The sequence below is a fragment of the Galbitalea sp. SE-J8 genome, assembly GCF_030345695.1.
Lineage (GTDB): Bacteria > Actinomycetota > Actinomycetes > Actinomycetales > Microbacteriaceae > JAUASV01.
This window is the reverse complement of record NZ_JAUASV010000002.1, coordinates 55,486-77,431: the sequence shown is the minus strand read 5'-3', so window position 1 is coordinate 77,431 and position 21,946 is coordinate 55,486. Positions and strand designations below refer to the sequence as shown.

Annotated in this window: 23 protein-coding genes; 14 read left to right on the top strand and 9 right to left on the bottom strand. The window is 70.9% G+C overall.

Annotated features, from left to right (window positions below; genetic code table 11):
- Window positions 1–37 precede the first annotated feature (37 nt).
- Complete coding sequence (locus QT381_RS01875) at window positions 38–1,234, top strand: MalY/PatB family protein (RefSeq protein WP_289246969.1); 1,197 nt, start codon at window positions 38–40, stop codon at window positions 1,232–1,234.
- Window positions 1,235–1,317: 83 nt separating this feature from the next.
- The gene (locus QT381_RS01870) at window positions 1,318–1,965 is read left to right on the top strand and encodes a DUF2510 domain-containing protein (protein ID WP_289246968.1); all 648 of its coding nucleotides are present in this window, start codon (window positions 1,318–1,320) and stop codon (window positions 1,963–1,965) included.
- Window positions 1,966–1,977: 12 nt separating this feature from the next.
- Here the strand turns inward: QT381_RS01870 and QT381_RS01865 are convergent, their stop codons facing one another.
- Window positions 1,978–3,372 (bottom strand): MFS transporter, encoded by a 1,395-nt coding sequence (locus tag QT381_RS01865; protein WP_289246967.1) that lies wholly within the window; start codon window positions 3,370–3,372, stop codon window positions 1,978–1,980.
- Complete coding sequence (locus tag QT381_RS01860) at window positions 3,369–3,929, bottom strand: isochorismatase family protein (protein ID WP_289246966.1); 561 nt, start codon at window positions 3,927–3,929, stop codon at window positions 3,369–3,371. The genes QT381_RS01865 and QT381_RS01860 overlap by 4 nt, the downstream gene beginning before the upstream one ends.
- A gap of 61 nt (window positions 3,930–3,990) precedes the next feature.
- Here QT381_RS01860 and QT381_RS01855 point away from each other — a divergent pair, with 61 nt between their 5' ends.
- Window positions 3,991–4,413: a MarR family winged helix-turn-helix transcriptional regulator gene (locus QT381_RS01855; protein WP_289246965.1), complete on the top strand. Its 423-nt coding sequence runs from the start codon at window positions 3,991–3,993 to the stop codon at window positions 4,411–4,413.
- A gap of 27 nt (window positions 4,414–4,440) precedes the next feature.
- Here QT381_RS01855 and QT381_RS01850 read toward each other — a convergent pair whose 3' ends face one another.
- A complete protein-coding gene (locus QT381_RS01850; RefSeq protein ID WP_289246964.1) occupies window positions 4,441–5,778 on the bottom strand; it encodes a GlxA family transcriptional regulator in 1,338 nt (445 codons plus the stop codon).
- Here QT381_RS01850 and QT381_RS01845 point away from each other — a divergent pair.
- The 3 genes from QT381_RS01845 to QT381_RS01835 are packed head-to-tail and all read left to right on the top strand — an operon-like array spanning window position 5,752 to window position 9,078.
- Window positions 5,752–6,462 carry an alpha/beta fold hydrolase gene (locus QT381_RS01845; RefSeq protein ID WP_289246963.1) on the top strand — a complete coding sequence of 237 codons (711 nt, stop codon included), beginning with the start codon at window positions 5,752–5,754 and terminating at the stop codon, window positions 6,460–6,462. The genes QT381_RS01850 and QT381_RS01845 overlap by 27 nt on opposite strands.
- A gap of 57 nt (window positions 6,463–6,519) precedes the next feature.
- Entirely contained in the window at window positions 6,520–7,449 is a 930-nt protein-coding gene (locus QT381_RS01840; protein WP_289246962.1) for a DUF5996 family protein, read from the top strand.
- Window positions 7,450–7,479: 30 nt separating this feature from the next.
- Entirely contained in the window at window positions 7,480–9,078 is a 1,599-nt protein-coding gene (locus QT381_RS01835) for an MFS transporter (protein ID WP_289246960.1), read from the top strand.
- A 17-nt stretch (window positions 9,079–9,095) separates the two neighbouring features.
- Here the strand turns inward: QT381_RS01835 and QT381_RS01830 are convergent, their stop codons facing one another.
- Window positions 9,096–9,551, bottom strand: coding sequence for a MarR family winged helix-turn-helix transcriptional regulator (locus tag QT381_RS01830; protein WP_289246959.1), 456 nt, complete (start codon window positions 9,549–9,551; stop codon window positions 9,096–9,098).
- Window positions 9,552–9,667: 116 nt separating this feature from the next.
- On the opposite strand from QT381_RS01830, the gene QT381_RS01825 reads away from it, so the two are divergent.
- The gene (locus tag QT381_RS01825) at window positions 9,668–10,855 is read left to right on the top strand and encodes an MFS transporter (protein WP_289246957.1); all 1,188 of its coding nucleotides are present in this window, start codon (window positions 9,668–9,670) and stop codon (window positions 10,853–10,855) included.
- A 41-nt stretch (window positions 10,856–10,896) separates the two neighbouring features.
- Window positions 10,897–11,736 carry an aldo/keto reductase gene (locus QT381_RS01820; protein WP_289246955.1) on the top strand — a complete coding sequence of 280 codons (840 nt, stop codon included), beginning with the start codon at window positions 10,897–10,899 and terminating at the stop codon, window positions 11,734–11,736.
- Between the two features lie 6 nt (window positions 11,737–11,742).
- On the opposite strand, the gene QT381_RS01815 is transcribed toward QT381_RS01820, so the two are convergent.
- Window positions 11,743–12,354, bottom strand: coding sequence for a TetR/AcrR family transcriptional regulator (locus QT381_RS01815; protein WP_289246953.1), 612 nt, complete (start codon window positions 12,352–12,354; stop codon window positions 11,743–11,745).
- A gap of 263 nt (window positions 12,355–12,617) precedes the next feature.
- Here QT381_RS01815 and QT381_RS01810 point away from each other — a divergent pair, with 263 nt between their 5' ends.
- Both QT381_RS01810 and QT381_RS01805 read left to right on the top strand, forming a co-directional pair.
- A complete protein-coding gene (locus QT381_RS01810) occupies window positions 12,618–13,196 on the top strand; it encodes a DUF6230 family protein (protein ID WP_289247242.1) in 579 nt (192 codons plus the stop codon).
- A 14-nt stretch (window positions 13,197–13,210) separates the two neighbouring features.
- Entirely contained in the window at window positions 13,211–14,719 is a 1,509-nt protein-coding gene (locus tag QT381_RS01805; protein WP_289246952.1) for a DUF6114 domain-containing protein, read from the top strand.
- A gap of 24 nt (window positions 14,720–14,743) precedes the next feature.
- On the opposite strand, the gene QT381_RS01800 is transcribed toward QT381_RS01805, so the two are convergent.
- The gene (locus QT381_RS01800; protein ID WP_289246950.1) at window positions 14,744–15,238 is read right to left on the bottom strand and encodes an Lrp/AsnC family transcriptional regulator; all 495 of its coding nucleotides are present in this window, start codon (window positions 15,236–15,238) and stop codon (window positions 14,744–14,746) included.
- 118 nt (window positions 15,239–15,356) lie between these two features.
- Here QT381_RS01800 and ald point away from each other — a divergent pair, with 118 nt between their 5' ends.
- A complete protein-coding gene (gene ald / locus QT381_RS01795; RefSeq protein ID WP_289246949.1) occupies window positions 15,357–16,478 on the top strand; it encodes an alanine dehydrogenase in 1,122 nt (373 codons plus the stop codon).
- 105 nt (window positions 16,479–16,583) lie between these two features.
- Here ald and QT381_RS01790 read toward each other — a convergent pair whose 3' ends face one another.
- Window positions 16,584–18,404, bottom strand: coding sequence for a fibronectin type III domain-containing protein (locus QT381_RS01790; protein WP_289246948.1), 1,821 nt, complete (start codon window positions 18,402–18,404; stop codon window positions 16,584–16,586).
- A 165-nt stretch (window positions 18,405–18,569) separates the two neighbouring features.
- Between QT381_RS01790 and QT381_RS01785 the strand changes: the two genes are divergently transcribed.
- The 3 genes from QT381_RS01785 to QT381_RS15725 are packed head-to-tail and all read left to right on the top strand — an operon-like array spanning window position 18,570 to window position 20,566.
- Complete coding sequence (locus QT381_RS01785) at window positions 18,570–19,595, top strand: LLM class flavin-dependent oxidoreductase (protein ID WP_289246947.1); 1,026 nt, start codon at window positions 18,570–18,572, stop codon at window positions 19,593–19,595.
- A gap of 1 nt (window position 19,596) precedes the next feature.
- Window positions 19,597–19,983, top strand: a complete 387-nt coding sequence (locus QT381_RS01780; protein WP_289246946.1) for a VOC family protein — start codon at window positions 19,597–19,599, stop codon at window positions 19,981–19,983.
- Window positions 19,946–20,566: a GNAT family N-acetyltransferase gene (locus QT381_RS15725; protein WP_353889747.1), complete on the top strand. Its 621-nt coding sequence runs from the start codon at window positions 19,946–19,948 to the stop codon at window positions 20,564–20,566. Before QT381_RS01780 ends, QT381_RS15725 begins: the two co-directional genes overlap by 38 nt.
- Window positions 20,567–20,645: 79 nt before the next feature.
- Here the strand turns inward: QT381_RS15725 and QT381_RS01770 are convergent, their stop codons facing one another.
- Window positions 20,646–21,110, bottom strand: coding sequence for a M14 family metallopeptidase (locus tag QT381_RS01770; protein WP_289246944.1), 465 nt, complete (start codon window positions 21,108–21,110; stop codon window positions 20,646–20,648).
- Between the two features lie 150 nt (window positions 21,111–21,260).
- The gene (locus QT381_RS15720) at window positions 21,261–21,797 is read right to left on the bottom strand and encodes a M23 family metallopeptidase (RefSeq protein ID WP_353889748.1); all 537 of its coding nucleotides are present in this window, start codon (window positions 21,795–21,797) and stop codon (window positions 21,261–21,263) included.
- Between the last annotated feature and the right edge of the window lie 149 nt (window positions 21,798–21,946).

Sequence of the window (21,946 nt, the reverse complement as noted above, 5' to 3'; positions counted from 1 at the left end):
GTCGCGGTCGCGGCGGCCGGCGCGAGATGCTGGGACCATGTCCGTGCCGGCCGCGAAACCGCTCGACGTGATCCGGTCGGAGCGATCGAGCATCAAGTGGACGCGCTTCGCGCCCGACGTGCTGCCGCTCTTCGTCGCGGAGATGGACTTCGCGCTGGCCGACTCGATCTCGGCGGCGCTCATCGAGCGCATCCGCGCCTCCGACACGGGCTACCTCGACGGACCCGGCGAGCTCGCCCCGGCGTTCGCCCGGTTCGCCGCCGACCGCTGGGACTGGCGGGTCGAGCGCGCCCACGTGCGCCTCGCGACGGATGTCAGCGTCGGAATCGTCGAGGCGCTGCGGGTGCTGACGCGCCCCGGCGACGGCGTCGTCATCACTCCGCCCGTCTATCCGCCGTTCTTCGAGCTCGTCGAGGAGGCGGGCGCGACGCGCGTGGAGGTGCCGCTCGTCGTCGACGACGGCGGCCACCGGCTCGACCTCGAGGGCATCGAGCGCGCGTTCGCGGCCGGTGCGACCGCGATCCTGCTGTGCAACCCGCACAACCCGATCGGGTTCGTGCACGACGCGACCGAGCTGCGCGCCCTCGCGGAGCTGGCCGCGCGCCACGACGCGGCGATCGTGAGCGACGAGGTGCACGCCCCGCTCACGCACCCCGGCATCCGGTTCTCGCCGGTCGCGCCGATCGCGGCGGCGGCCGGAGCGCGGTCGGTCGTCGTCACGTCCGCGAGCAAGGGCTGGAACCTCGCGGGCCTCAAGTGCTCGGTCATGGTCGCGGGCGACGCGCGCAGCGCCGCCGCGCTCGACCGGCTCTCCGACGAGGTCGCCTGTCGCACGAGCATCCTCGGCCTGCACGCCAACGTCGCGGCCTACGCGGATGTCGAGTGGCTCGACGCGGTGGTCGCGAAGGTGACCGCGAACGACGCGCTCCTCGCGGAGCTGCTCGCGAGTGAGCTGCCCGAGGCGGTCTACCACCGTCCGGAGGCCGGCTATCTCGCCTGGGTCGACCTGCGCGGGCTCGACCTCGGCCCGTCGCCGTACCGCCGCATCCTCGACGAGGCCCGGGTCGCGCTCAACGACGGTGCGACCTTCGGTCCGGGCGCGGCCGGGTTCGGTCGCATCAACCTCGCGACCGAGCCGGAGGTGCTGCGCGAGGCCGTCGCCCGCATCGCGACCCTCGTGCGCCGCACCCGCGCCGCGGAGGCGGGCGCCCGCGGCGCGTCGACCGCGGCCTGACCGAGCGCCCGGACCCGGCGGCGCCCGGCCCGAGCGAGCACGGGAGCGGGACGGCCCCGGACGGGCGCGCCTACGATGTGCAGGTGTCGACGCTCCCGCCGCCCGGGTGGTACCCGGACCCCGCGAAGCTCGCCCCCGAGCGCTGGTGGAGCGGCGTCGGCTGGACGGATGAGACGCGCACCGGCGCCCCGGAGCCCCCGGCCGCCGCGCCGGCCGCCGCGCCGGCGGCCCCGGGCACGCCGCCGGTCCCGCGCCCGCCGTGGGACACGTTCGGGCCCGTGCGCCCGATGGGGCGCCACGACGGGGCGGCCCCGCCCGCCCCGGTGGCGCGCGTCGTCCACCTCCCCCCGACGGACGGCACCACCTGGCTGCTCGGCGCGAGTCCCCTGCTCGCGACGCTCGCGTACATCGTGCTCGCGTTCGGCCTCGGCATCATGATCCCGCCGCTGCCCTACCTCGCGGCGCTCTACGCCGTGACCGTGCTGCTCGCGGTCGTCGACGCCTCCCGGATGCGCGCGGCCGGGTACGCGTCGCGCCCGACCCCGCTGCTCGCCCTCGCGACGCCGCTCCCCTACCTCGCCGTGCGCACGCGCGAGTCCCGGCGCAGCACGGGCGGCGGCGCGGGGCCGCTCATCGCCTTCGCCGTCACGCTCGTGCTCTCCGCTCCGGCGTTCGTGTTCGGGGCGGTCGTGATCGTGGACGCCGGCGGCCTGTACGGCTGGCCGGCCTGAGGCGCGTCACGGTCAGCGCGCGGTCGACGGGATGCGCCGGTCGAGGGCGGCGAGCAGTGCGAGCACGGCGCCCGCGCCGACGAGCGCGAGCGACAGGGCGTGGAAGCCGGCGTCCGTCGCCCGGTCGCCGTAGGCGATCGCGAGCAGGCTCGACGAGAAGATCGCGCCGACGTACATGAACGTGCGCAGCAGTCCCGAGGCGACTCCGATCTGATCCGGCGGCGCCTGCAGGTAGAGCGACGCCTGGTTGCCGAAGCCGCTCGCCCCGTTCACCGCGCCGAGCACGATGGTCATGCCGATGACGAGCAGGATGCTCGACTCGCTCGTGATCGCGAGCGAGATCAACCCGGCCGCGATCTGTCCGAGCCCGGCCGCGATGAGCGGCCAGCGCACCCAGCCGCGGTTCGAGACCACTCGCGCGATGACGGCTGAGACCGCCGTGAGCGGCAGCATGACGAGCCCGACCTGTCCCGCGGTGAGTCCGCGCGCCTGCTCGAGCCACTGGCTGACGCCGAGCAGTGCCGAGTAGTTGATGAGCGCGATGACGAACAGGCGCAGGTAGGTGCGGTCGAGGGCGGCGTTGCGGCGCAGCATCCGCACGTCGAGCAGCGGATTCGCGGCGCGCAGCTCGCGCAGCACGAGGAGCGCGAGCAGCACGACGGCGATCGCGAGCAGCCACCAGTCCGGCGCCGCGAGCCCCGCCAGGAACAGCAGCAGCGCGACGATCGTGCCCGCGAACAGCGCGATGCCGGGCAGGTCGAGCGCGACGAGGAAGCCGCGCGAGTCCCGCCGCTCGGCGGGAGCGTCCCGGGGCACGCCCGTGAGCGTGAGCACGAGGCAGACGAGCGCGACCGGGATGTTGACCGCGAAGATCGAGCGCCAGCCGAACGCGCCGACGAGCACGCCGCCGAGCGGCAGGCCGAACGTCGCCGTCACCTGCGCGGCGATGCTCAGGCTGCCGAGCGTGCGCGCCGGTGTTCCCGTGCCGAGGTCGTCGGCACGGCGCCGGATGAGCGTCATGGCCGTCGGGTAGGCGGCCGAGGTGCCGATGCCGATGAGGCCGCGGGAGATCAGCAGCACCCAGAACGCGGGCGCGGCGGCCCCGATCACGCCCGCGACGAGCAGCACGACGATGCCGCCGAGGAACGTGCGCCGCGGGCCCACGAGCGCGGCGAGCTTGCCCATCGTGGGCTGCGCGACCGCGCTGCACAGGTAGAGCACCGAGATGAGCGCGGCGGTCGTGCCGGGCGACGCCTCGAAGTCGGTGCCGATGCCGACGAGCGCCGTCGCGATCATCGAGGTGTTGATCGGGTTGAGGCTCGACCCCACCATGAGCGGCGCGACGAAGCGCCAGCCGAACGGCTTCGCGGATGCGGGCTGCGGCCCGGCCGCCGACCCGGCGGTCACAGCGAGCGGGCGTCGAGCGCGGCGATGATGTCGTCCGCGGTTCCCGTCTCGGCGAGGCGCGGGAAGATGTTGGCGATGCTGTTGGCGGCGACGTCGTCGCGGAAGTCGGCCACGGCATCCGTCGCGATGCTCACGTGGTAGCCGAGCGCGTACGCGTCGCGCGCCGTCGACTCGACGCCGATGCTCGTGGAGACGCCGATGACGACGACCTGGGTGGCGCCCTGCGCGCGCAGCCGCTCGTCGAGGTCGGTGCCGACGAACGCGCTCCACACGGTCTTCGTGACGAGCACGTCGTCGGGGTGATCGCCGAGCTCGGGCATCAGCTCGGTCCAGCCCTCGGGGCGCGGTGCGCCCGGGCCGGCATCCGTGCGTCCCGGGGCTCCCCCGGTGACGTTGACGAGCACGACCGGCAGACATCGATCGCGGAACGCGTCGATGAGGCGCCGGCTCGTCGCGAGCAGCTCGGCGCCGCGGTCGGGCGCCACGCCCGCGAGCGTGCCCTTCTGCAGGTCGATGGCGATGAGCGCACTGCGCTCGTCGAGGGTGGTGATAGGCATCGGGACTCCCGTCGGTTCGGACTTTCCTTAAGTATACTAAAGACTTCGGTACACTGGGCGCGTGGACCACGAGGACGAGCTCGGCACGAGCGTGCGCACCGCCATCGGCCGCATCTACCGCCGCATCCGCGCCAGTCGCCCCGAGGGCGAGCTCGGCGATGCGGCGTTCTGGGTGCTGTCCCACCTCCACCGGGCCGGGCCGCAGTCCCTCGGCGCGCTCGCGGAGCGCGAGCGCGTGACGCCGGCGGCCATGAGCCAGACCGTCAACCGGTTGACGTCGGCCGGCTACGCCGAGCGCCGCCCCGACCCGGACGACGGCCGCCGCGTGATGTTCCACGTCACCGAGGAGGGCGCACGACTCGCCGGCGCCGCCCGGGCGGAGCGCACCGCGTGGCTCGAGTCCAAGCTCGACGAGCTCGACGACGCCGATCGCGCGGCCCTCGCGCGGGCTGCCGAGATCCTCCAGCGCTGGGCCCGCGAGTAGGAGGGCGCGACGATCGGAACCCGGGAGTCAGACGGCTTCCGCGAGACGCTCGACGTCGGGCACCCGGCCGTCGGGAACGATCGGCGCCGTGGTCAGGAAACGCCGCTGATAGGACGACGGCGAGATGCCCAGCCGTGACGAGAATGCCCTCCGCATCGCGTCTGCGCTCCCGAAGCCCGACATCCGCACCGCCTCGGCGACGGTCGCCCCGGACTCGAGCAGACCGACGGCGCACTCGAATCGTCGGGTCGCCACGAACTGTGCCGGAGACATGTCGAGCTCGTCGCGGAACAGCCGCGCCAGGTGACGAGAGCTGACCGACACGCTCCGCGCCAGGCTCTCCACGGTGAGCGCAGCCCCGGGGTTCTGCTCGATGAAGTCGATGGCAGCGCGCACAGCTCCCGAGTCGGGCACCGGTGTCCGGAGGAACACCGAGAACTGCGACTGACCGCCGGAGCGCTGCATGTAGACGAGCAGATACCGGGCGACCCGGCGAGCCACCGCAGCGCCGTAGTCGTCCTCGACGAGCGCCAACGCGAGGTCCATTCCCGCCGCGGCGCCCGCGCTCGTGAAGACGTTGCGATCGCGCGTGAAGAGCGCGTCATCCTTCACCGTGAGCCGTGGGCATCGCTTCGCGAGCTGCTCGGTGAACTTCCAGTGCGTCACGACGGTGTGGTCGCGCACCAGCCCGGCCGCTGCCAGCACGAACGCCCCGCTGCAGGTGGACCCGATCCGTCGCGCGTGGCGTGCGGCAGCGGTCGCGGCCGCCACGAGTTCGCACGTCACGTACACGTCGGGCGAGAGCTCACTGCCGGGCACCAGGAGCACATCGAGCTCCCCCGCCTCCTGCGCGGATGCGTGCACTTCGATGCGGGAGCCGAGCGACGTCACGACGTCAGAGCCGTCGGCAGAGAGCAGCACGACCTCGTAGCCGGGCACAGCCTGGTTGGCCTCGATGAATACCTCGCCGGTGCCGACGACGTCGAGCAGCTTCACCCCGTCGGAAAGCAGGAATCCAACCCGCCGCTTCCGGTCGTGCTGAGCGGACGATGCACGCGCGGAGCGTTCGATCGGGGGCGGCGAGGTTCGTGGGATCTCTCCGGTCACAGAGTCATGGTGGCGCACGCACTGGAGCCGCGCTACCACTGCCACCTCCGTCGCCACGATCATCGACGACCGCGTCGACGTCCCGGCGGGGTCCGAAAGTGCGACGCGGATGTCCGAGTCCGCTGTTCTGTCGCGCGCGAGCCGACAGAAGACTGGGCGTGTGACCGGAGCCGGCCGCATCCACCCACAGTCCGCACCGGTACCGGCGGCTGCGATCTCGAGGAGCCAACCATGAAGCCCACCATCGTCCTCGTCCACGGCGCGTTCGCGGATGCCGCCAGCTGGGGTCCGGTCACCCGCACCCTGCTGGACCAGGGCTACACCGTGCTCGTCCCGCCCGTCTTCAACCGTTCCCTGTCGGGCGACTCGGAGTACATCCGGCGCTACGTCGAGCAGGTGGACGGTCCGGTGCTGCTCGCCGGCCACTCGTACGGGGGCGCGGTGATCACGGTTGCCGGCGTCGCCGAGAACGTCGTCGGACTCGTCTACGTCTCGGGTTACGCGCTCAAGGAGGGTGAGAGCCTCGGTGAGCTGCAGGGCGGCTTCCCCGACTCCGATCTCGCAGCGAACCTCGTCTACACGCCCTACACGCTCCCCGACGGCACCGACGGCACTGACGTGTCGGTGAAGATCGACGCCTTCCCGGCCGTATTCGCCGCTGGGGTCGAGCCGGCCGTCGCGGAGGTTCTCGCGGTCTCGCAGCGACCGCTCTCCGCGATCGCGTTCGGCGAGGCCGCATCCGTTGCAGCGTGGCAGAGCAGGCCGGCCTGGGGAATCGTCTCGAGCGCGGACCACACCATCAATCCCGACGTCGAGCGCTTCGGCTACCAGCGCGCCGGACTGCGCTCGGTGGTAGAGATCGACGCGCCGCACCTCGTCATGCAGACCCACCCGGCCGCGGTCGCGAAGGTCATCACCGACGCCATCGACGAGCTCGGCTGAGTGTGAACGAGAGGACCACCCCAGTGACCGGTGAACCGAAGCCCGTCGGCGACGCGGATGCCTGAGCCGGCCGAGAGGTCGACTCCAGCGGGCGGGCTGCCTGCACTGCCCGTGGCCGAGTGGCAGCCCACTCGTGACACCCTGCACATGTGGCTGCAGATCGTCGGCAAGATCAAGATGGCCGCGTCGCCACCGCTGAACCACTGGTGGCACACGACGCTACGGCTCTCCGCACGCGGGCTCGTCACGGGGGCCATCCCGACCGCGGCGGGCGTGCTCGACATCGAGTTCGATTTCATCGATCACTCGCTCGTCATCCGCACCAGTGGGGGTGATCGTCGAGACGTCGCACTCGAGGGGCTGTCAGTGGCTGGCTTCCACCGGTGGGTGTTCTCCACGCTGCGGGAACTCGGACTCGCGATCAGCATTCACGCGTATCCGAACGAGGTTCCCGTGGCCATCCCGTTCGCCGCTGACACCCTGCACCGCTCCTACGTTCCCGAGCACGCGCAGGCGTTCTGGCGGCAGCTCATCGATGCTCAGCGACTGCTGCAGGTGTTCCGGTCCGAGTTCCGCGGGAAGGCGAGTCCGGTGCACTTCTTCTGGGGCGCCATGGACCTCGCGGTGACCAGGTTCTCCGGCCGGCCGGCACCGCGCCACCCCGGCGGAATCGTGAACTGCCCGGACCGCGTCATGGTGGAGGGCTACTCGGACGAGATCAGCAGCGCCGGATTCTGGCCCGGCGGAGGTACCGACGGCGCCTTCTACTCGTACGCATACCCGTCGCCGCCCGGATACGCGGATGCAGCGGTGCCGGACGCCGCGTTCTTCAGTGAGGAGTGGGGCGAGTTCCTGCTGCCGGTCGAGCGGGTGCGAGCCGCGCCCGACCCCGATGGCCTGGTCGCGGACTTCCTCCACGCCACGCATCGGGCGGCCTCGAGTCTCGGCTCGTGGCCGGCTCTCGAGCCGCCGGAGGAGCAGTCATGACCTCGACCCGACGGGTACCCGGGTCACTCCATGGCTGACCGGCGGACTCGGAGCGCGGCGTCGAGCGGGGCATGGGCGCCGCTCGCTCGCGCGACCTTCCGCAACCTCTCGTCCGCTCAGCTCGGCTCGAACGTCGGCACCTGGATGCAGTCGGTGGGAGCGCAGTGGTTCCTGCTCGAGACGACGCGATCGCCCGCGCTGGTGGCCTGGGTGCAGACCGCATCTCTGCTCCCGGTGCTCCTACTGTCCCTCGTCGCGGGCGTGCTCGCCGACTCCGCCGACCGTCGTCTGCTGCTCATCGTCACGACCGCCGCCTCCACGGTGGCCGCTGGCGTGCTGTGGCTGCTCAGCAGCACCGGCGCACTGACCCCGTGGTCGCTGCTGGTCATGACGTTCGTGCTGGGATCGCTCGCCGCGCTCACGAACCCAGCGTGGCAGGCGATCCAACCAGAACTCGTCCCCCGCGAGCAGATCGCTGCGGCGGCATCCCTGTCGAGCATCACGGTCAACGCCGCCCGGGCGATCGGGCCCGCGGTGGCCGGCGTTCTCGTCAGCCTGAACGGGCCGACGCTGGTATTCGCCCTCGACGCCGCGTCGTTCGTCGGTGTGACCGGCGTGCTGATCTGGTGGAAGCGTCCCGCCCGACGACCGGCCCTCGGCCGTGAGGCGTTCGGTCCCGCCGCCGCCGCGGGTCTCCGCTACGTGCGCGCCGCGCCCGGCGTTCGCCGCATCCTGCTGCGGTCCGCGCTTTTCGTGATCCCCGCGTGCGTGCTGTGGGCGCTGTTGCCGTCGGTCGCCGACAGTGAGCTCGGATTCGGCTCGTCCGGTTACGGCCTGCTCCTCGGGGTGCTGGGCGCGGGTGCCGTTCTGGGCGTCGCTCTGATGCCGACGCTGCGCCGTCGGCTCTCGCCCTCCTGGGTGCTGGCGGGCTCCGCCATCGTCTACGCGGCCGGCCTGATCGCACCCGCGACCGGATCCCTCCCCGTCGTCGTGATCGCGTTCATCCTCACCGGGCTGGCATGGATCGCGACCCTCACGACGCTCAACGCGGCGATGCAGCTGACGCTCGCGGAGTGGGTGCGAGCGCGCGGGATGGCGTTCTACCTCCTGGTCTTCCTCGGTGGTCAGGGGATCGCCTCATTCGGCTGGGGCATCGTCGCCGGCTACGTCGGATCACAGGCGTGCCTCCTGATCGGAGCGGGCCTGCTGCTGGTGGTCGCCGCAAGCGTTCCGTTCGTTCCGCTGCACCCGCTCACCGGCCGGCTCGACCGCACGATCTCGGCGTTGTCCTCCGCGGCGCCGACCCTGGTCTTCGAGCCGGATGCCGATGACGGGCCGGTCATCGTCGCAGTCGAGTACGTCGTGCAGATCGGACAGGAGGCCGAGTTCGTCGCCGCGATGCGCGGCGTCGAGATGGCGCGTCGCCGCACCGGAGCCCGGCGCTGGCGCCTCGACCGCAGCGGTGAGCACGAACGTCACTACCGCGAGGAGTTCGTGGTGCCGTCGTGGGGGGAGTTCACGCGCTCGATCGCGGGCCGCTGGACCGGATTCGACCACGAGCTGCTCGACGCGGTCATCGCCCTGACCGACGGAGAGCCGCAGGAGGAGCACTACTTCCCGGCGCTGTGACCGTGCCGGTCGTGCGCTCAGCCGGCGACGGGCAGCGCGAGGTCGTGCAGCGCGTCGACGACGGGTGCGAGCTCCGGGCGGGTCGCGGCCTCCTCGAGCGCGCGCTCGAGGGCTTCGTCGTGGATCGGCCGGGCCCGCTCGTACAGGTCGCGGCCCGCGGGGGTGAGCTCGGTGTAGATCCCCCGGCGGTCGTCGGCGCACAGCACGCGGGAGAGCAGCCCGCGGTCCTCGAGGCGCGTGACGAGCCGGGTCGTGGCGCTCGGGCTGAGCGCGGTCGCGCGGGCCAGCTGCTGCATCCGCATGTGCCAGCCGTCCTGCCGATCGAGCGCGTCGAGCACGGTGTACTCCACGACGGAGAGCTCGACCGCGTCGCCCAGGCCCCGCTCGAGCGTCGTCTCGATCAGCCCGTGCAGAGCCGCGAGCGTGCGCCAGCCCTGGGCCCGCACCTCGACCGCGTCATCACCGATGCCCATGACCCGACCTCCGAAATCTCTTGCTTGCGCGGTCTAGTTGCGTGTGCAACTATGTCTTGCGCTTGCGCAACATGCAGCGCTTGCAACTACTTGTCCAGCGTAACAGGAGAACCCTCATGCCCATCGGACTGATCGCCCTCGCTCTCGGCGCGTTCGGGATCGGATTGACCGAGTTCGTCATCATGGGGCTGCTGCCCGAGGTGGCGGCCGACTTCGCCGTCTCCGAGGCAGCGGCGGGCTGGCTGATCTCCGGCTACGCGCTGAGCGTCGTCATCGGTGCGCTCGTGCTCACCGCGGCCACCACCCGGCTGCCGCGCAAGCCCGTGCTCCTCAGCCTGATCGTGCTGTTCATCGTCGGCAACGTGCTCACCGCGGTCGCGGACGGCTACGGGGTGGCCATGCTCGGCCGCGTCATCGCTGCCCTGTGCCACGGCGCGTTCTTCGGCATCGGCTCGGTGGTCGCGGCGAGCCTCGTCGCCGGCGAGAAGAAGGCCGGCGCGATCGCGATCATGTTCACCGGGCTCACGGCGGCGAACGTCTTCGGCGTGCCGTTCGGCACCTTCCTCGGCCAGCAGCTCGGCTGGCGCTCGACGTTCTGGGCGATCTCCGCGATCGGCGTGCTGGCGTTCGTCGGCATCGGGGTGCTCGTGCCCGCGCTGCACGCGCCCGAGGAGCGGGTGAGCATCCGCCGCGAGCTCGCGGCCTTCCGCTCCGGCCAGGTCTGGCTCTCGCTCGTCATCACGATCCTCGCCTACGGCGGGATGTTCGGCGCGTTCACCTACATCGCCTACACCCTGACCGAGGTGAGCGGCTTCGCGACCGGCACCGTGCCGTGGCTGCTCGTGCTGTTCGGCGTCGGGCTCGTCATCGGCAACTGGCTCGGCGGCCGCCTCGCCGACCGCTCGGTCGACGGTACCCTCATCGCCTTCATCGCGGCCCTCGCCGTCGTCATGGCACTGTTCGCGCTGCTCGCCGGATCCGGGGTCGCGACGATCATCGCCCTGTTCCTCATGGGCGGCTTCGGGTTCGGCACCGTGCCCGGACTGCAGAGTCGCGTCATGGGCTACGCGGGCGCCGCGCCGACCCTCGCCTCCGGCGCGAACATCGGCGCGTTCAACGTCGGCAACGCGCTCGGCGCCTGGGCGGGCGGCGTCGGCATCGCCGCGGGCCTCGGCTACACCTCCCCGATCTGGATCGGCGCGTCCATCACCGCGGCCGCCCTCGTCGTCGTCGCGATCGCGGCCGCTCGGGCTCGCCACGCCGCGGCGATCGATCGCGTGGCCACGCTCGCCACTGCCGGCTGACCCACCACCACCCGCACCCGACCACCGTCGAAAGAGAACGAATGAGCACCGCACCCACCACCGTCCCGACCATCACCCTCACCAACGGCATCGAGGTGCCCCAGCTCGGTTTCGGGGTGTTCCAGGTTCCGGATGCCGAGACCACCGCCGCGGTCGCCACCGCCCTGGCAGCGGGCTACCGCAGCATCGACACTGCGGCGATCTACGGCAACGAGGCGGGCGTCGGGCGCGCGATCGCCGAGTCCGGACTGCGCCGCGACGAGCTGTTCGTCACGTCGAAGGTGTGGAACAGCGACCACGGCTACGACAGTACGCTCCGTGCGTACGACGAGACCCTCGCGAAGCTCGGCCTCGACGCGCTCGACCTCTACCTCATCCACTGGCCGGCGCCGGCTCACGACCGGTACCTCGAGACGTGGCGGGCGCTCGAGCGGCTCTACGCCGACGGCCGCGTGCGGGCGATCGGCGTCTCGAACTTCGAGCCCGAGCACCTGGACCGCCTCGTGGACGCGGGCTCGGTCGTGCCGGCCGTCAACCAGGTCGAGCTGCACCCCGCCCTGCAGAACCGCGACGTCATCGCCGCGAACGCGCGGCACGGCATCGCGACGGAGGCGTGGAGCCCGCTCGCGCAGGGCGCGGTGCTCGCCGATCCGGTGATCACCGCGATCGCCGCGCGGCACGGCAAGACGCCGGCCCAGGTCGTGCTGCGCTGGCACCTGCAGCAGGGTCGCATCGTCATCCCGAAGTCGGTCACGCCGAGCCGCATCGCCGAGAACCTCGACGTGTTCGACGTCACGCTCGGCGACGACGAGCTCGCCGCGATCGACGCCCTCGACCGCGACGGTCGCACGGGACCGCACCCGGCGCGGTTCAACGGCTGACGGCGGCTACCCGCCGGCCGGATGGGGTGCGGGCGCGACGGCGGCGACCACCGCCGTCGCGCTGCGCTGCAGGAACGCGACGAGCTCCGCATCCGGCAGCTCGGTCGCGATCGCACCGTCGACGAGGGTCTCCTCGGCGAACGACACCCAGGCCCGCACGGCGACGCGCAGCAGCTCCGAGTCGGGCGTGCCGAGCTCGAGGAACGCGGCGAGCAGGCGTTCGGCGTTCACGGCCCGCGCCTCGTCGATGAGCGCCTTCGCGTCGGAGTCCGCGCTCGACGACCCGCGCACGAGCGCGAAGAACGTGCCGCGGTGCTCCCGCACGAAGGCGACGAGCCGCGTCAGGGTGTCGTGCAGCCGATCGAGCGGCGGCAGCTCGAGCGCGGGCGTCGTCGCGCGCAGCAGTGCGTCGCGCGCCGCGAGCACGACCGCGTGGTGCAGACCCTGCCTCGAGCCGAAGTAGTAGAACAGCAGGCTGCGCGAGACGCCCGCCTTCGCGCTGAGCTGTTCGATCGACAGCGCGTCGAGCGGCTGCTCGGCGAGGCTCGCGACGCCGAGCGCGAGCAGCTGGGCGCGCCGGTCGTCCGGGTTCAGCCGCCTGCGGCGTTCTGCGGACATGCCCAGAGCCTACGGCGCGGATCCGCACGCGCGGCGCCGCCACATCCCGGGTGTCGCGGAGATTCCTGTGTGTTGTGGACAACCTTATTGACGCGCAGTCAGTAGGGGTTAGCCTCGTCCCGTCGCCAGCCGAGGTGGCTTCCGACCACCCCCGGGTGCCGTGCCCCCGGGTGCATGAGTCGTGTCGAGGAGGACCGATGACACCCCGTACGCCCGACAACGGACGCAACCCCACCGCCGACCGACCGCGCGGCTTCCGACGGATGACGGCATCCCACGCGGGACGCATCGTGCTCGTCGCGATCCCCGTCGCCATCGCCTCCACCGTGACGCTCGGCGGCGTCGCGGGCGGCGCCGTGCCGGTCTCGTTCTCGGTCTCCGGCAGCCAGTTCCAGATCAGCGCGAGCCAGCTGAAGGGCGACGGCTTCTCGCAGTACGCCGGCACGGTGAAAGACACCGCGGGCACGCTGCGCTCCGTCGCGATCGCGAACATCAAGCACGCGACGCTCGCGAACCTCTGTCAGTCGATCGTCACCGACACGCCGCTCGGCAAGGTCGGTGTCAAGATCACGGCGGGCGGCGGCGACGCCCCCGCGAGCGCCACCGACCTGCAGATCGGCATGACCGACCTGAGCGGGGACGCCGAGTTCTCGCACATCCGCATCGGCGTCGACGCCTCGACCGTCAACACGGGCGCCAAGGGCGACGCCGGCGACTTCGCACAGGACGCCGACGCCCTGACCATCGCCCACCTGCAGCAGACCGCGTGGAGCACGCAGGCCGGCGTGTTCACGCTGACGGGCATGCACCTCGAGCTGACCGACGGAGAGACCTGCTTCTGAGCGGGGGCCGCGCCGTGACCGCACAGTCGACCGCGGGCGCTCGACCGGGCGCCCGCATCCGCTTCCGCGAGTTCCGCCGCACCCGTCCGTTCCCGGGCGGGCTGCTCGCGGTGCTCGCGGGCGTCGAGATGTTCCTGTCGAGCCAGCTCGACCTCAAGAACATCCGGTTCCAGGTGGGCGTCGAGGGCCTGCAGGCCACCATCATCCCGGTGCTGCTCATCGTGCTCGGCGTGCTCGTCGTCGCGACGCCCGCGCACCGCCTGCTGTACGGCGTGCTCATCCTCGTGGTCGCCGTCTACTCGCTCATCGGCGCGAACCTCGGCGGTTTCGTCGCCGGATTCCTGCTCGGCGCGATCGGCGGCGTGCTCGTCGTCGCCTGGCTGCCGCGGCACGAACGGGTGCGCCGGCACGGACGGGACCGACGGATGCCGCGGGCGCGTCGTTCCGCGGCGCCCGGCGCGCTCTCGCCGGCGCCGGGCCCGTCCGCACCCGCCTCCGGCCCGTCCTCGCCGGCGGCGGCGACCGATCCGAGCGGCGCCGGGGCGGCGCACGCCGAGTACGTGCGCACCGTCGGAGCGGTCGATCGAACGGGGCCCCCCGACCCGGATCCCGACGGGGCGTCGGGCGCGCAGCGCGGGCGCGCCGCGCGCGCGGGCGCGGGCCTCGCGGTCGTGCTCGCGGCATCCCTCGCTGCGACCGGCATCGCGGGGCTCGACCCGCCCGCGGCGGACGCCGCGCAGCCCGACCTCTGCATCCCCGTGCTGATGAGCTGCGGCACGCCGAACCCCACGCCGACGCCCTCGCCCACCGCGACCACCGGGGCGCCGGGCGCCGGCGATCCCGGCGCTGGAGACCCCGGCACAGTCGATCCCGGGACCGGCGACGCCGGAGCGGGCGACGTCGACGCCGGCTCGGCCGTGCCCGGCGGCACCGACCCGGGCGCCATCGTGCCCGGAGGCATCGACCCGGGCGGCACCGTGCCGACCGTGCCGGGCACCACATCCGGCCCGGGTTCGTCGTCCACCGGGTCGTCGTCCACCGGGCCCGCCGACGACGAGACGCCGCTCGACCCGAGCGACGCGCTGCTCGACCGGAGCGCGCCGGTCGTGACGCTCCCCGCGGCACAGCTCGGCGGCAGCTCCATCTCGTTCACCGGCATCCCGACCCTCGCCTACGTGAAGCTGCGGCTGGCGAACGGCGGCACCACCACGGCGCTGCGCCTCACCGCGTCGAGCATCACGATCACCGGCTTCTACCTCGACGTGAAGGGCGAGCAGGGCGGGGTCAGCCTCGTGACGGTCGACGACACGATGGTGCTCCGGGGGCGCGTCGCCGCGTACCTCGACTCGGGCACCGTGACGCTGGGCGACGGCAGCGAGCTGCAGCTCGGCACGGACACTCCGACGGTCGAGCACGAGCTCCCCGCCGAGGCGATGCGCGTCACCCTCGGGCTCATCGCGGTGACCGCGGACGACATCACCCACACGAGGACGCGCCAGCAGATCCACGAGGCGGGCCGGTAGCGCCCGCGACGTGCGCTCGTCCGCTCAGTCCGGCACCGTCATCCGTGGTGCGTCGTGCTCGAACACGAGGCTCGTGCGAGTGGACGCGACCGACGGATGCGCGGACAGGTTGTCGACGACGAACTGGCGCAGGTGATCGCTGTCGCGCGTCGCGACGTGCACGATGAAGTCCTCCGCCCCGCCGAGGAAGAACACCTGCGTCACCTCCGGCAGCGCGCGCATCTCGTCGGCGAACGTCGCGACCGCGCGCCGCGCGCCGACCTTGATGTTGATGCTGATGAGCGCCTCGAGGGCGAGCCCGAGGGCGCGCGGGTCGACCGCCGCGTGGAAGCCCGTGATCGCGCCCCGCTCGATGAGCGCGCGGACTCGCGTGAGGCACGTGGACGGCGCGATGCCGACGGATGCCGCCAGGCTCGCGTTCGTGCTCCGGGCATCCTGCTGCAGCAGCCGGATCAGCTCGCGGTCCACCGCGTCGATGGGCGGACGAAGATCGTTCGTCGAATTGCCCGCTGCAGCCATGATCACTCCCCGATCTGACGTGTCTCTTGCAAATCGGCAGAATATCCTGCGCTCGAAACGCCGCCGTAACGAACGACCGCGAACCTGGAGCCCGAGGATGCGGCGAGAGGAGCGAGTCATGCGCATCGGGGTACCGACCGAGGTCAAGAACAACGAGAAGCGCGTCGCGATCACGGCGGCGGGCGCGAACGAGCTCACCCGGCGCGGCCACGAGGTCGTTATCGAGAGCGGTGCGGGCGTCGGCGCAGGCATCACCGACGAGGACTACGCGGCCGCGGGCGCCGCCCTGCTCCCCGGGGCGGACGAGGTCTGGGCGACGGCCGACCTCCTGCTCAAGGTGAAGGAGCCGATCGCCCCCGAGTACCACCGTCTGCGCCGCGGCCAGGTGCTCTTCACCTACCTGCACCTCGCCGCCGCGCGGGACTGCACGGACGCGATCCTCGCGAGCGGCACGACGGCGATCGCCTACGAGACCGTGCAGCTCGCCGACCGCTCGCTCCCCCTGCTCGCGCCGATGAGCGAGGTCGCCGGACGGCTCTCGGCGATCGTCGGCGCCTACCACCTCACGAGCCCGCTCGGCGGCTCGGGCGTGCTCACCGGCGGCGTGCCCGGCACGCCGCGCGCGCGCGTCGTCGTCATCGGCGGCGGCGTCGCGGGCGAGCACGCGGCGATCAACGCCGCCGGGCTCGGCGCCGACGTGACGGTCGTCGACATCAGCATCCCGCGCCTGCGTCAGATCGAGAGCGCGCACCCCGGCATCAAGACCGCGCTCTCGACGGCCTACACGATCGCCGCCCTCGTGCGCGACGCCGACCTCGTGATCGGCTCGGTGCTCATCCCCGGCGCCGCGGCCCCGAAGCTCGTCACGGACGAGATGATCGCCGCGATGCGCCCCGGCAGCGTGCTCGTCGACATCGCGATCGACCAGGGCGGATGCTTCGAGGGCAGCCGCCCGACCACGCACGACGCGCCCACGTTCCGCCTGCACGGGTCGACGATGTACTGCGTCGCGAACATGCCCGGCTCGGTCGCGCACACCTCGACGGTGGCGCTCACCAACGCGACGCTCCCCTACGTGCTGCGGATCGCCGAGAACGGATGGCGCGGCGCCATCACCGCCGACCCCGCGCTCGCGCTCGGCCTCCAGGCCCACGACGGCGACCTCTACCACGCGGGGGTCGCCGCCGCGCTCGGCTACGCGTCGAAGGGCGTCGGCGAACTGCTCGGTGCCGCCGGCTGAACCGGGCGCCCGCGCGCATCCACCCGAGCGCATCGGTGGGATCGCCCGCCTCCCCTGCGGATGACGCCCATCGACGTCGCACGATCGTGGGACGCCGAGCGAGGTTCACGCGGTCGGGATCGAGACGTCCGCCCAGAGCAGCCGGTGATCCGAGGCCGGGCCCGTCAGCTTCGGGTTCTCGATCTCCGTGCGGTTCACCCCGACCGACGACGAGACCGCGATGTGGTCGAAACGGACGCTGCCGGTGGGCGACGTGGCCTTGACCCAGGTGTTGAGGGTGGGGGTGTCGGTGGCCGGTGTGGAGAGCTCGGCGTCGACCAGCCCGGCGGCGGCGAACAGGCTCATCGGCGTGACGGCCGCGCGCGCGTCGTAGCTGTTCAGGTCACCCATGAGCACGACGGGCAGGCCGTGCTTGTTGATGCTCGGCAGCCTGGCGAGGATCGTCTTCGCCTGCCTCACCCGGCCGGCGTTGTTCTGGATCCCCGCGGTGAGGTGCGTGGAGAGCACGATGAACGCGGTCTTGGTCTTCTTGTCCCGCAGCACCTGCCAGATCGCGACCCGCTGGCCGTCGCCACTGATCCGCGGCAGGGGGATGACGCCGTGCGACCCGGCGGTGTACTTCGCCGGCGAGTAGAGGATCGCGTCGCCGCGGTAGCCGGCCTTCGAGAGCTTCATCCTCTTGTCGATGAGCCCCTTGAGGTCCTGCGCGGGCGTCTTGCCGCCCGCGACCCTCGACCAGCCGGCCTCCTGCAGCGCCACGATGTCGGCCCCCGCGTCGTCGATCGTCGACGCGAGGTTCTTCCGGCGTACGCTCCAGCTGCCGAGCGAGGTGCCGAGCGTCGGGTCGAGCACGTTGTAGGTCGCGACGCGCGCGTCGATCGAGCCGCTCGAGAGCGTCGTGGCGGTGACGACGGCCGAGTTCTCGCCGAGGTGCTTGCCGCTCTCGGCACGGATGCGGAAGAAATACGGCGTGCCGGGCGCGAGACCGTTCACCGACGTCCGCTGGTACGCGTCCGGAACCGGATACGCGCCGTCGACGGTGGCGAAGTCGGCGGTCGCGGAGCGCTCGACGACGTAGCGCCGCGCGCCCGCCACGGCGCTCCAGGTGAGGGTCACGCCGCTCGTGCTCGCCCCCACCGCCGCCGGGTTCGCGGGAGCGGGGATGAGCATCCGCGCGCCGACCGGGGCCGCGGTCGCACTGCTCAGGCCGAGGTTCGCGGCCCGTACCGTGAAGTAGCGCCGCTGTCCGAGGCTCGCGTCGACGGCATCCGTCGTCAGGGTCGTCGCCGTGGTCTCCGGGAACTCGACATCGCCGGGGTTCGTCCCGAACGTGGTCGGATCGGCGCTCGTGCTCATGCGCACGACGTATCCGGTCGCGAACTCGACGGGCTGCCAGGTCACGGTGAACGAGCTCGCCGTCGGCGCGACCACCACCCCGCTCGGCGCCACGACGTCGTGGAACGCCGTCGTCACGGGCTCGATCGCGGTCGCGGCGCCGGCGTTGCCGAGCGCGCTCACCCACGACACGCGGTAGAAGTAGGTCGTTCCCTCGGCGAGTCCGCCGCTGAGCACCACGTGCGGCGTGCCGGTTCGCAGCCGGGCGATCGCGTGCTCGAGACCGGGGTCCGTCGCGACCGTGACGCTGTAGGTCGCGGCGCGATCCTCGGGGGCCCAGGACAGGTCGATGCCGTCGTATTCGCCCGTCGCGTCCAGGTGCGTCACGGATGCCGCGGGCGAGAAGCTCCACGCGATGCGCTCGATCCCGGCTGCCATCTCGGTCGAGTTCTCGGCGACGAACAGTCCGGCCCCTGCGACGGTCGTGGCCATCGCGAGGATGAGGATGGTGCGACGCCGGCGCGCGCGGCGGCGGGCGCGCAGCAGCTCGGTGACCGGGTAGGAGCCGGTGGCGATGACTGTCGACGACATGGATCTCGGGCAGACGGTGGGCGACGGGGGCTCCCAGTCTCCCCCGCGACATCCGCCGATGACAGTCGCCACTCCGGGTGCGGCCCACACGGGGGACAGACCGTTCCGCCCGCCGCGGGACGACGGCCCCGCGCGGCAGATCGCATCCTTTGGTTGACTTGTCACATGAAGCGCATCGGGTTCCTCTCCTTCGGCCACTGGTCGGCGTCTCCCGGCTCGCGGGCGCGCAGCGCGTCGGACGTGCTGCTGCAGTCGATCGAGCTCGCGGTGGCCGCCGAGGAGCTCGGCGCCGACGGCGCCTACTTCCGCGTGCACCACTTCGCCTCGCAGCTCGGCTCGCCGTTCCCGCTGCTCGCCGCGGCGGGAGCGAAGACGAGCCGCATCGAGCTCGGCACCGGCGTCATCGACATGCGCTACGAGAACCCGCTCTACATGGCCGAGGACGCCGGCGCGGCCGACCTCATCGCCGGCGGCCGGCTGCAGCTCGGCGTGAGCCGCGGGTCACCCGAGTCGGTCATCGACGGCTACCGCTACTTCGGCTACGACGCGCCGGAGGGATCGACGATGGCGGATGTCGCGCGCAACAACACGGAGGTGTTCCTGCGCGTGATCGACGGCGCCCGTTTCGCGGAGCCGAATCCGCGCCCGATGTTCCCGAACGCGCATCCGGGCCCGCTCGAGATCCAGCCGCAGTCGCCCGGGCTGCGCGACCGCATCTGGTGGGGCGCCGGATCGGATGCCACGGCCGTCTGGGCTGCACAGCAGGGCATGAACCTGATGAGCTCGACGCTCAAGGCGGACGAGAGCGGCGAGCCGTTCCACGTGCAGCAGCGCAGGCAGATCGAGAGGTTCCACGCGGCCTGGGCCGAGGCCGGCCACGAGCGCACCCCGCGCACCTCGGTGAGCCGGTCGATCTTCGCGCTCGTGACGGATGAGGACCGCGCCTACTTCGGCCGCGACGGCCGAGACGGCGAGGACACCTTCGCCGAGCTCGACGACTTCCGCGCGGTCTTCGGCCGCAGCTACGCCGCGGAGCCCGACGTGCTCGTCGAGCAGCTGCGCGAGGACGAGGCGATCACCGCCGCCGACACCCTGCTGCTCACGGTGCCCAACCAGCTGGGAGTCGCTTATTCATACAATCAGTTGCAGTCGTTTATCGAGTACGTCGCGAAGCCGTTGGGCTGGAGGTGACATGGCGGGTTTTCACCATGTCGAGGTTTGGGTCGCCGATCTGGAATCAGTCGATTCGGAGTGGGCATGGTTGCTGACCCGAGTCGGGTTCGCGTTGACGGGCGATTGGTCCGAAGGCCGAACTTGGAGCGCGGGCGGTGCCTATCTCACCCTCACGATGTCACCGAACTTGTCGGCAGCAGGGCACGACCGTCGCGGTGTCGGGGTGAACCACCTGGCGTTCAAGTCGGGAGGACCTACGGACGTCGATTCGATCATGATCGACGCACCACAGCACGGCTGGAAGCGGCTTTATCACGACAGGTATCCCCACGCCGGAGGACCCGATCATTACGCGGGATGGCTGGAGAATGCTGCCGGGTTCAAGGTGGAAATCGTCGCCGAATGAGCATGTCGGCTGTAGGCGCCATGCCCTCGGAGTTGGGTGGCGCCTACTCATCGAACCGGTTGCAGTCGTTCATCGAGTACGTCGCGAAGCCGTTGGGCTGGAAGTAGATCGCGTTATTCGCACCCTGACGACGGACGAGATCACGAGTGCGGAGTTCAGGCACTTGCTGTGGTTGGCGGTCGAAGTCGATGACGCCGAACTCGACAAGATCGCACGGGACGAGCTGCCAAGACCGATGATTCGTGGCGTCGTGGAAAGCGGACGTGTCGTCGCCTTCGTCGCGTTCGATGCGGGCACCGATCCGGTGACGATCGAGTATGTTGCGGTCGACGAAGATGCCCAGGGCAGCGGGCATGGAACCGCACTGGTCGCGGCGGTTCGAGACCATGCGAATGGTCGAGTCGTCTACGCGCAAACCGATGACGATCGGGCGCCTATCGGGAGTCTGGTTGAGGCACAGGCCGTTACGGCGCGGGTGTGGAAGGGCGCGCATCCAGAGCAGTGTCCGTACTGCGGATGGTGGCATGTGGTCGGGCGCGCATCGACGATCGAAAGACGATCGACGCCCCGGAAGCGCCGCTGAAGGCCGCGATGAGATCGGGAACCTGGTGGGCCGGTGAGTGTTGGCCGGGACCGTCGGCTGCGCGTCCCGGCCTTCGCTCCTACTGCTTACTGCCGTTCTGCACCACTTCGGCCAGATAATCGCCATCGGGATCCCATCCGATGGCCGCTGCCCAATGGCCGTCGAGGAACGCATACCCACCCGCGTAACCGTACGGCTCCGTAAAGCGTTCGAAATCAGTTGAATCCACGGTTTTTGCGCCACCCTTGATCATAACTTCGCGCTCCTTATCTGCCTGCGATTTATCGATCGGACCATAGGCGTACAGGACCCCGCCTTCGTCCTCGACAGGTCCCCACGCACAGACAACGCCACCCAGCGCCAAGAAACGCGCCAAACTCGGTTCGTCCGGCTCCGGGGAGTAGTCGCCAGATAGGGACTCTGTGTAGGCAGCACTCTGATTAACAAAGCCTCGTTTCTCGAAGGCCGCAATGGTCGCCGCGTCGAGAAGATCGTCGCACCGTGACGCGACATCCGTTTCCGTCGATGCCGCAGTGGTCGGCACTGGTGACGATGAGGAATACGTTGCATCGCCCTCCGCGCCCACCTGCGAGCTGGGCCCCGCACAACTCGTTAGCATGGCAACCGCGAGGGACGCGCCGACAACGCCCGCAAGGCTTGAATTCCCACGCTTGCTTCTAATAAAAGACATATTCTAATCCTCAGTGCTCGTGAACGTAACGCCGTGCAATTTAAGAAATGGCACCGGATTGAAAAAGTGAGTGTTGACCCATCCGTTCCAACCCGTTGAAAACATGCTGTAATGAAGATGGTCGGCATAAGCGGGAGAACCGCCCTCATTGGTGCCACTCTCCGCTACGAACTGACCCTTAGTGATTGAGTCATTCTCCGCGACGACCCGAGTGTGAAGATGCCCAAACGCGGCCCTGTTGCCGTCACCGAACTTCAGAACCAACGTGCGGCCCATATAGGGATCCGTGAAAACGGAAAGCGCGATGCCATTGTTTGGCGAGTATATGTTCCAGTTTGTGCACTCAGAGCACGTCTGATCACCCTTCCACCAGTCTTGTCCGGTGTGCAAGTTGCCGTTCGCACTAGTAGCGCCGCACGTGGTTCGCTTGTGGAATGCAATGCTGCCGTTGATCCACGACTTCGCGTACGTGGAGCTCGAAGCATCCGCCGTCCCATCGCAGAAATTGGCAGACGCAGAGGCGGCCGGTACGAGTGCCATCAACACGCCCGCCACTACGCCCACGACGAGCGCTTACCCGCCAGCCCTTTTGGTTGAACCCACGGTTGAGCCTTTCTCTCGTGAAAGCCCCATGCGACCATAACCTGAGCTCGGCGCGCTTGACCCATTACGGGGTCTTGCTGGCGGAG

What these genes read in the sequence shown, in the direction of transcription:
- QT381_RS01780 (WP_289246946.1), top strand. Translation starts at nt 19,597, where the DNA reads ATGGCGGGTTTTCACCATGTCGAGGTTTGGGTCGCCGATCTGGAATCA.
- QT381_RS01845 (WP_289246963.1), top strand. Translation starts at nt 5,752, where the DNA reads ATGAAGCCCACCATCGTCCTCGTCCACGGCGCGTTCGCGGATGCCGCC.
- QT381_RS01840 (WP_289246962.1), top strand. Translation starts at nt 6,520, where the DNA reads ATGCCTGAGCCGGCCGAGAGGTCGACTCCAGCGGGCGGGCTGCCTGCA.
- QT381_RS01810 (WP_289247242.1), top strand. Translation starts at nt 12,618, where the DNA reads ATGACGGCATCCCACGCGGGACGCATCGTGCTCGTCGCGATCCCCGTC.
- QT381_RS01830 (WP_289246959.1), bottom strand. Translation starts at nt 9,551, where the DNA reads ATGGGCATCGGTGATGACGCGGTCGAGGTGCGGGCCCAGGGCTGGCGC.
- QT381_RS01835 (WP_289246960.1), top strand. Translation starts at nt 7,480, where the DNA reads ATGGCTGACCGGCGGACTCGGAGCGCGGCGTCGAGCGGGGCATGGGCG.
- QT381_RS01825 (WP_289246957.1), top strand. Translation starts at nt 9,668, where the DNA reads ATGCCCATCGGACTGATCGCCCTCGCTCTCGGCGCGTTCGGGATCGGA.
- QT381_RS01860 (WP_289246966.1), bottom strand. Translation starts at nt 3,929, where the DNA reads ATGCCTATCACCACCCTCGACGAGCGCAGTGCGCTCATCGCCATCGAC.
- QT381_RS01800 (WP_289246950.1), bottom strand. Translation starts at nt 15,238, where the DNA reads ATGGCTGCAGCGGGCAATTCGACGAACGATCTTCGTCCGCCCATCGAC.
- QT381_RS01790 (WP_289246948.1), bottom strand. Translation starts at nt 18,404, where the DNA reads ATGTCGTCGACAGTCATCGCCACCGGCTCCTACCCGGTCACCGAGCTG.
- QT381_RS01820 (WP_289246955.1), top strand. Translation starts at nt 10,897, where the DNA reads ATGAGCACCGCACCCACCACCGTCCCGACCATCACCCTCACCAACGGC.
- QT381_RS15725 (WP_353889747.1), top strand. Translation starts at nt 19,946, where the DNA reads ATGCTGCCGGGTTCAAGGTGGAAATCGTCGCCGAATGAGCATGTCGGC.
- QT381_RS01875 (WP_289246969.1), top strand. Translation starts at nt 38, where the DNA reads ATGTCCGTGCCGGCCGCGAAACCGCTCGACGTGATCCGGTCGGAGCGA.
- ald (WP_289246949.1), top strand. Translation starts at nt 15,357, where the DNA reads ATGCGCATCGGGGTACCGACCGAGGTCAAGAACAACGAGAAGCGCGTC.
- QT381_RS15720 (WP_353889748.1), bottom strand. Translation starts at nt 21,797, where the DNA reads ATGGCACTCGTACCGGCCGCCTCTGCGTCTGCCAATTTCTGCGATGGG.
- QT381_RS01785 (WP_289246947.1), top strand. Translation starts at nt 18,570, where the DNA reads ATGAAGCGCATCGGGTTCCTCTCCTTCGGCCACTGGTCGGCGTCTCCC.
- QT381_RS01815 (WP_289246953.1), bottom strand. Translation starts at nt 12,354, where the DNA reads ATGTCCGCAGAACGCCGCAGGCGGCTGAACCCGGACGACCGGCGCGCC.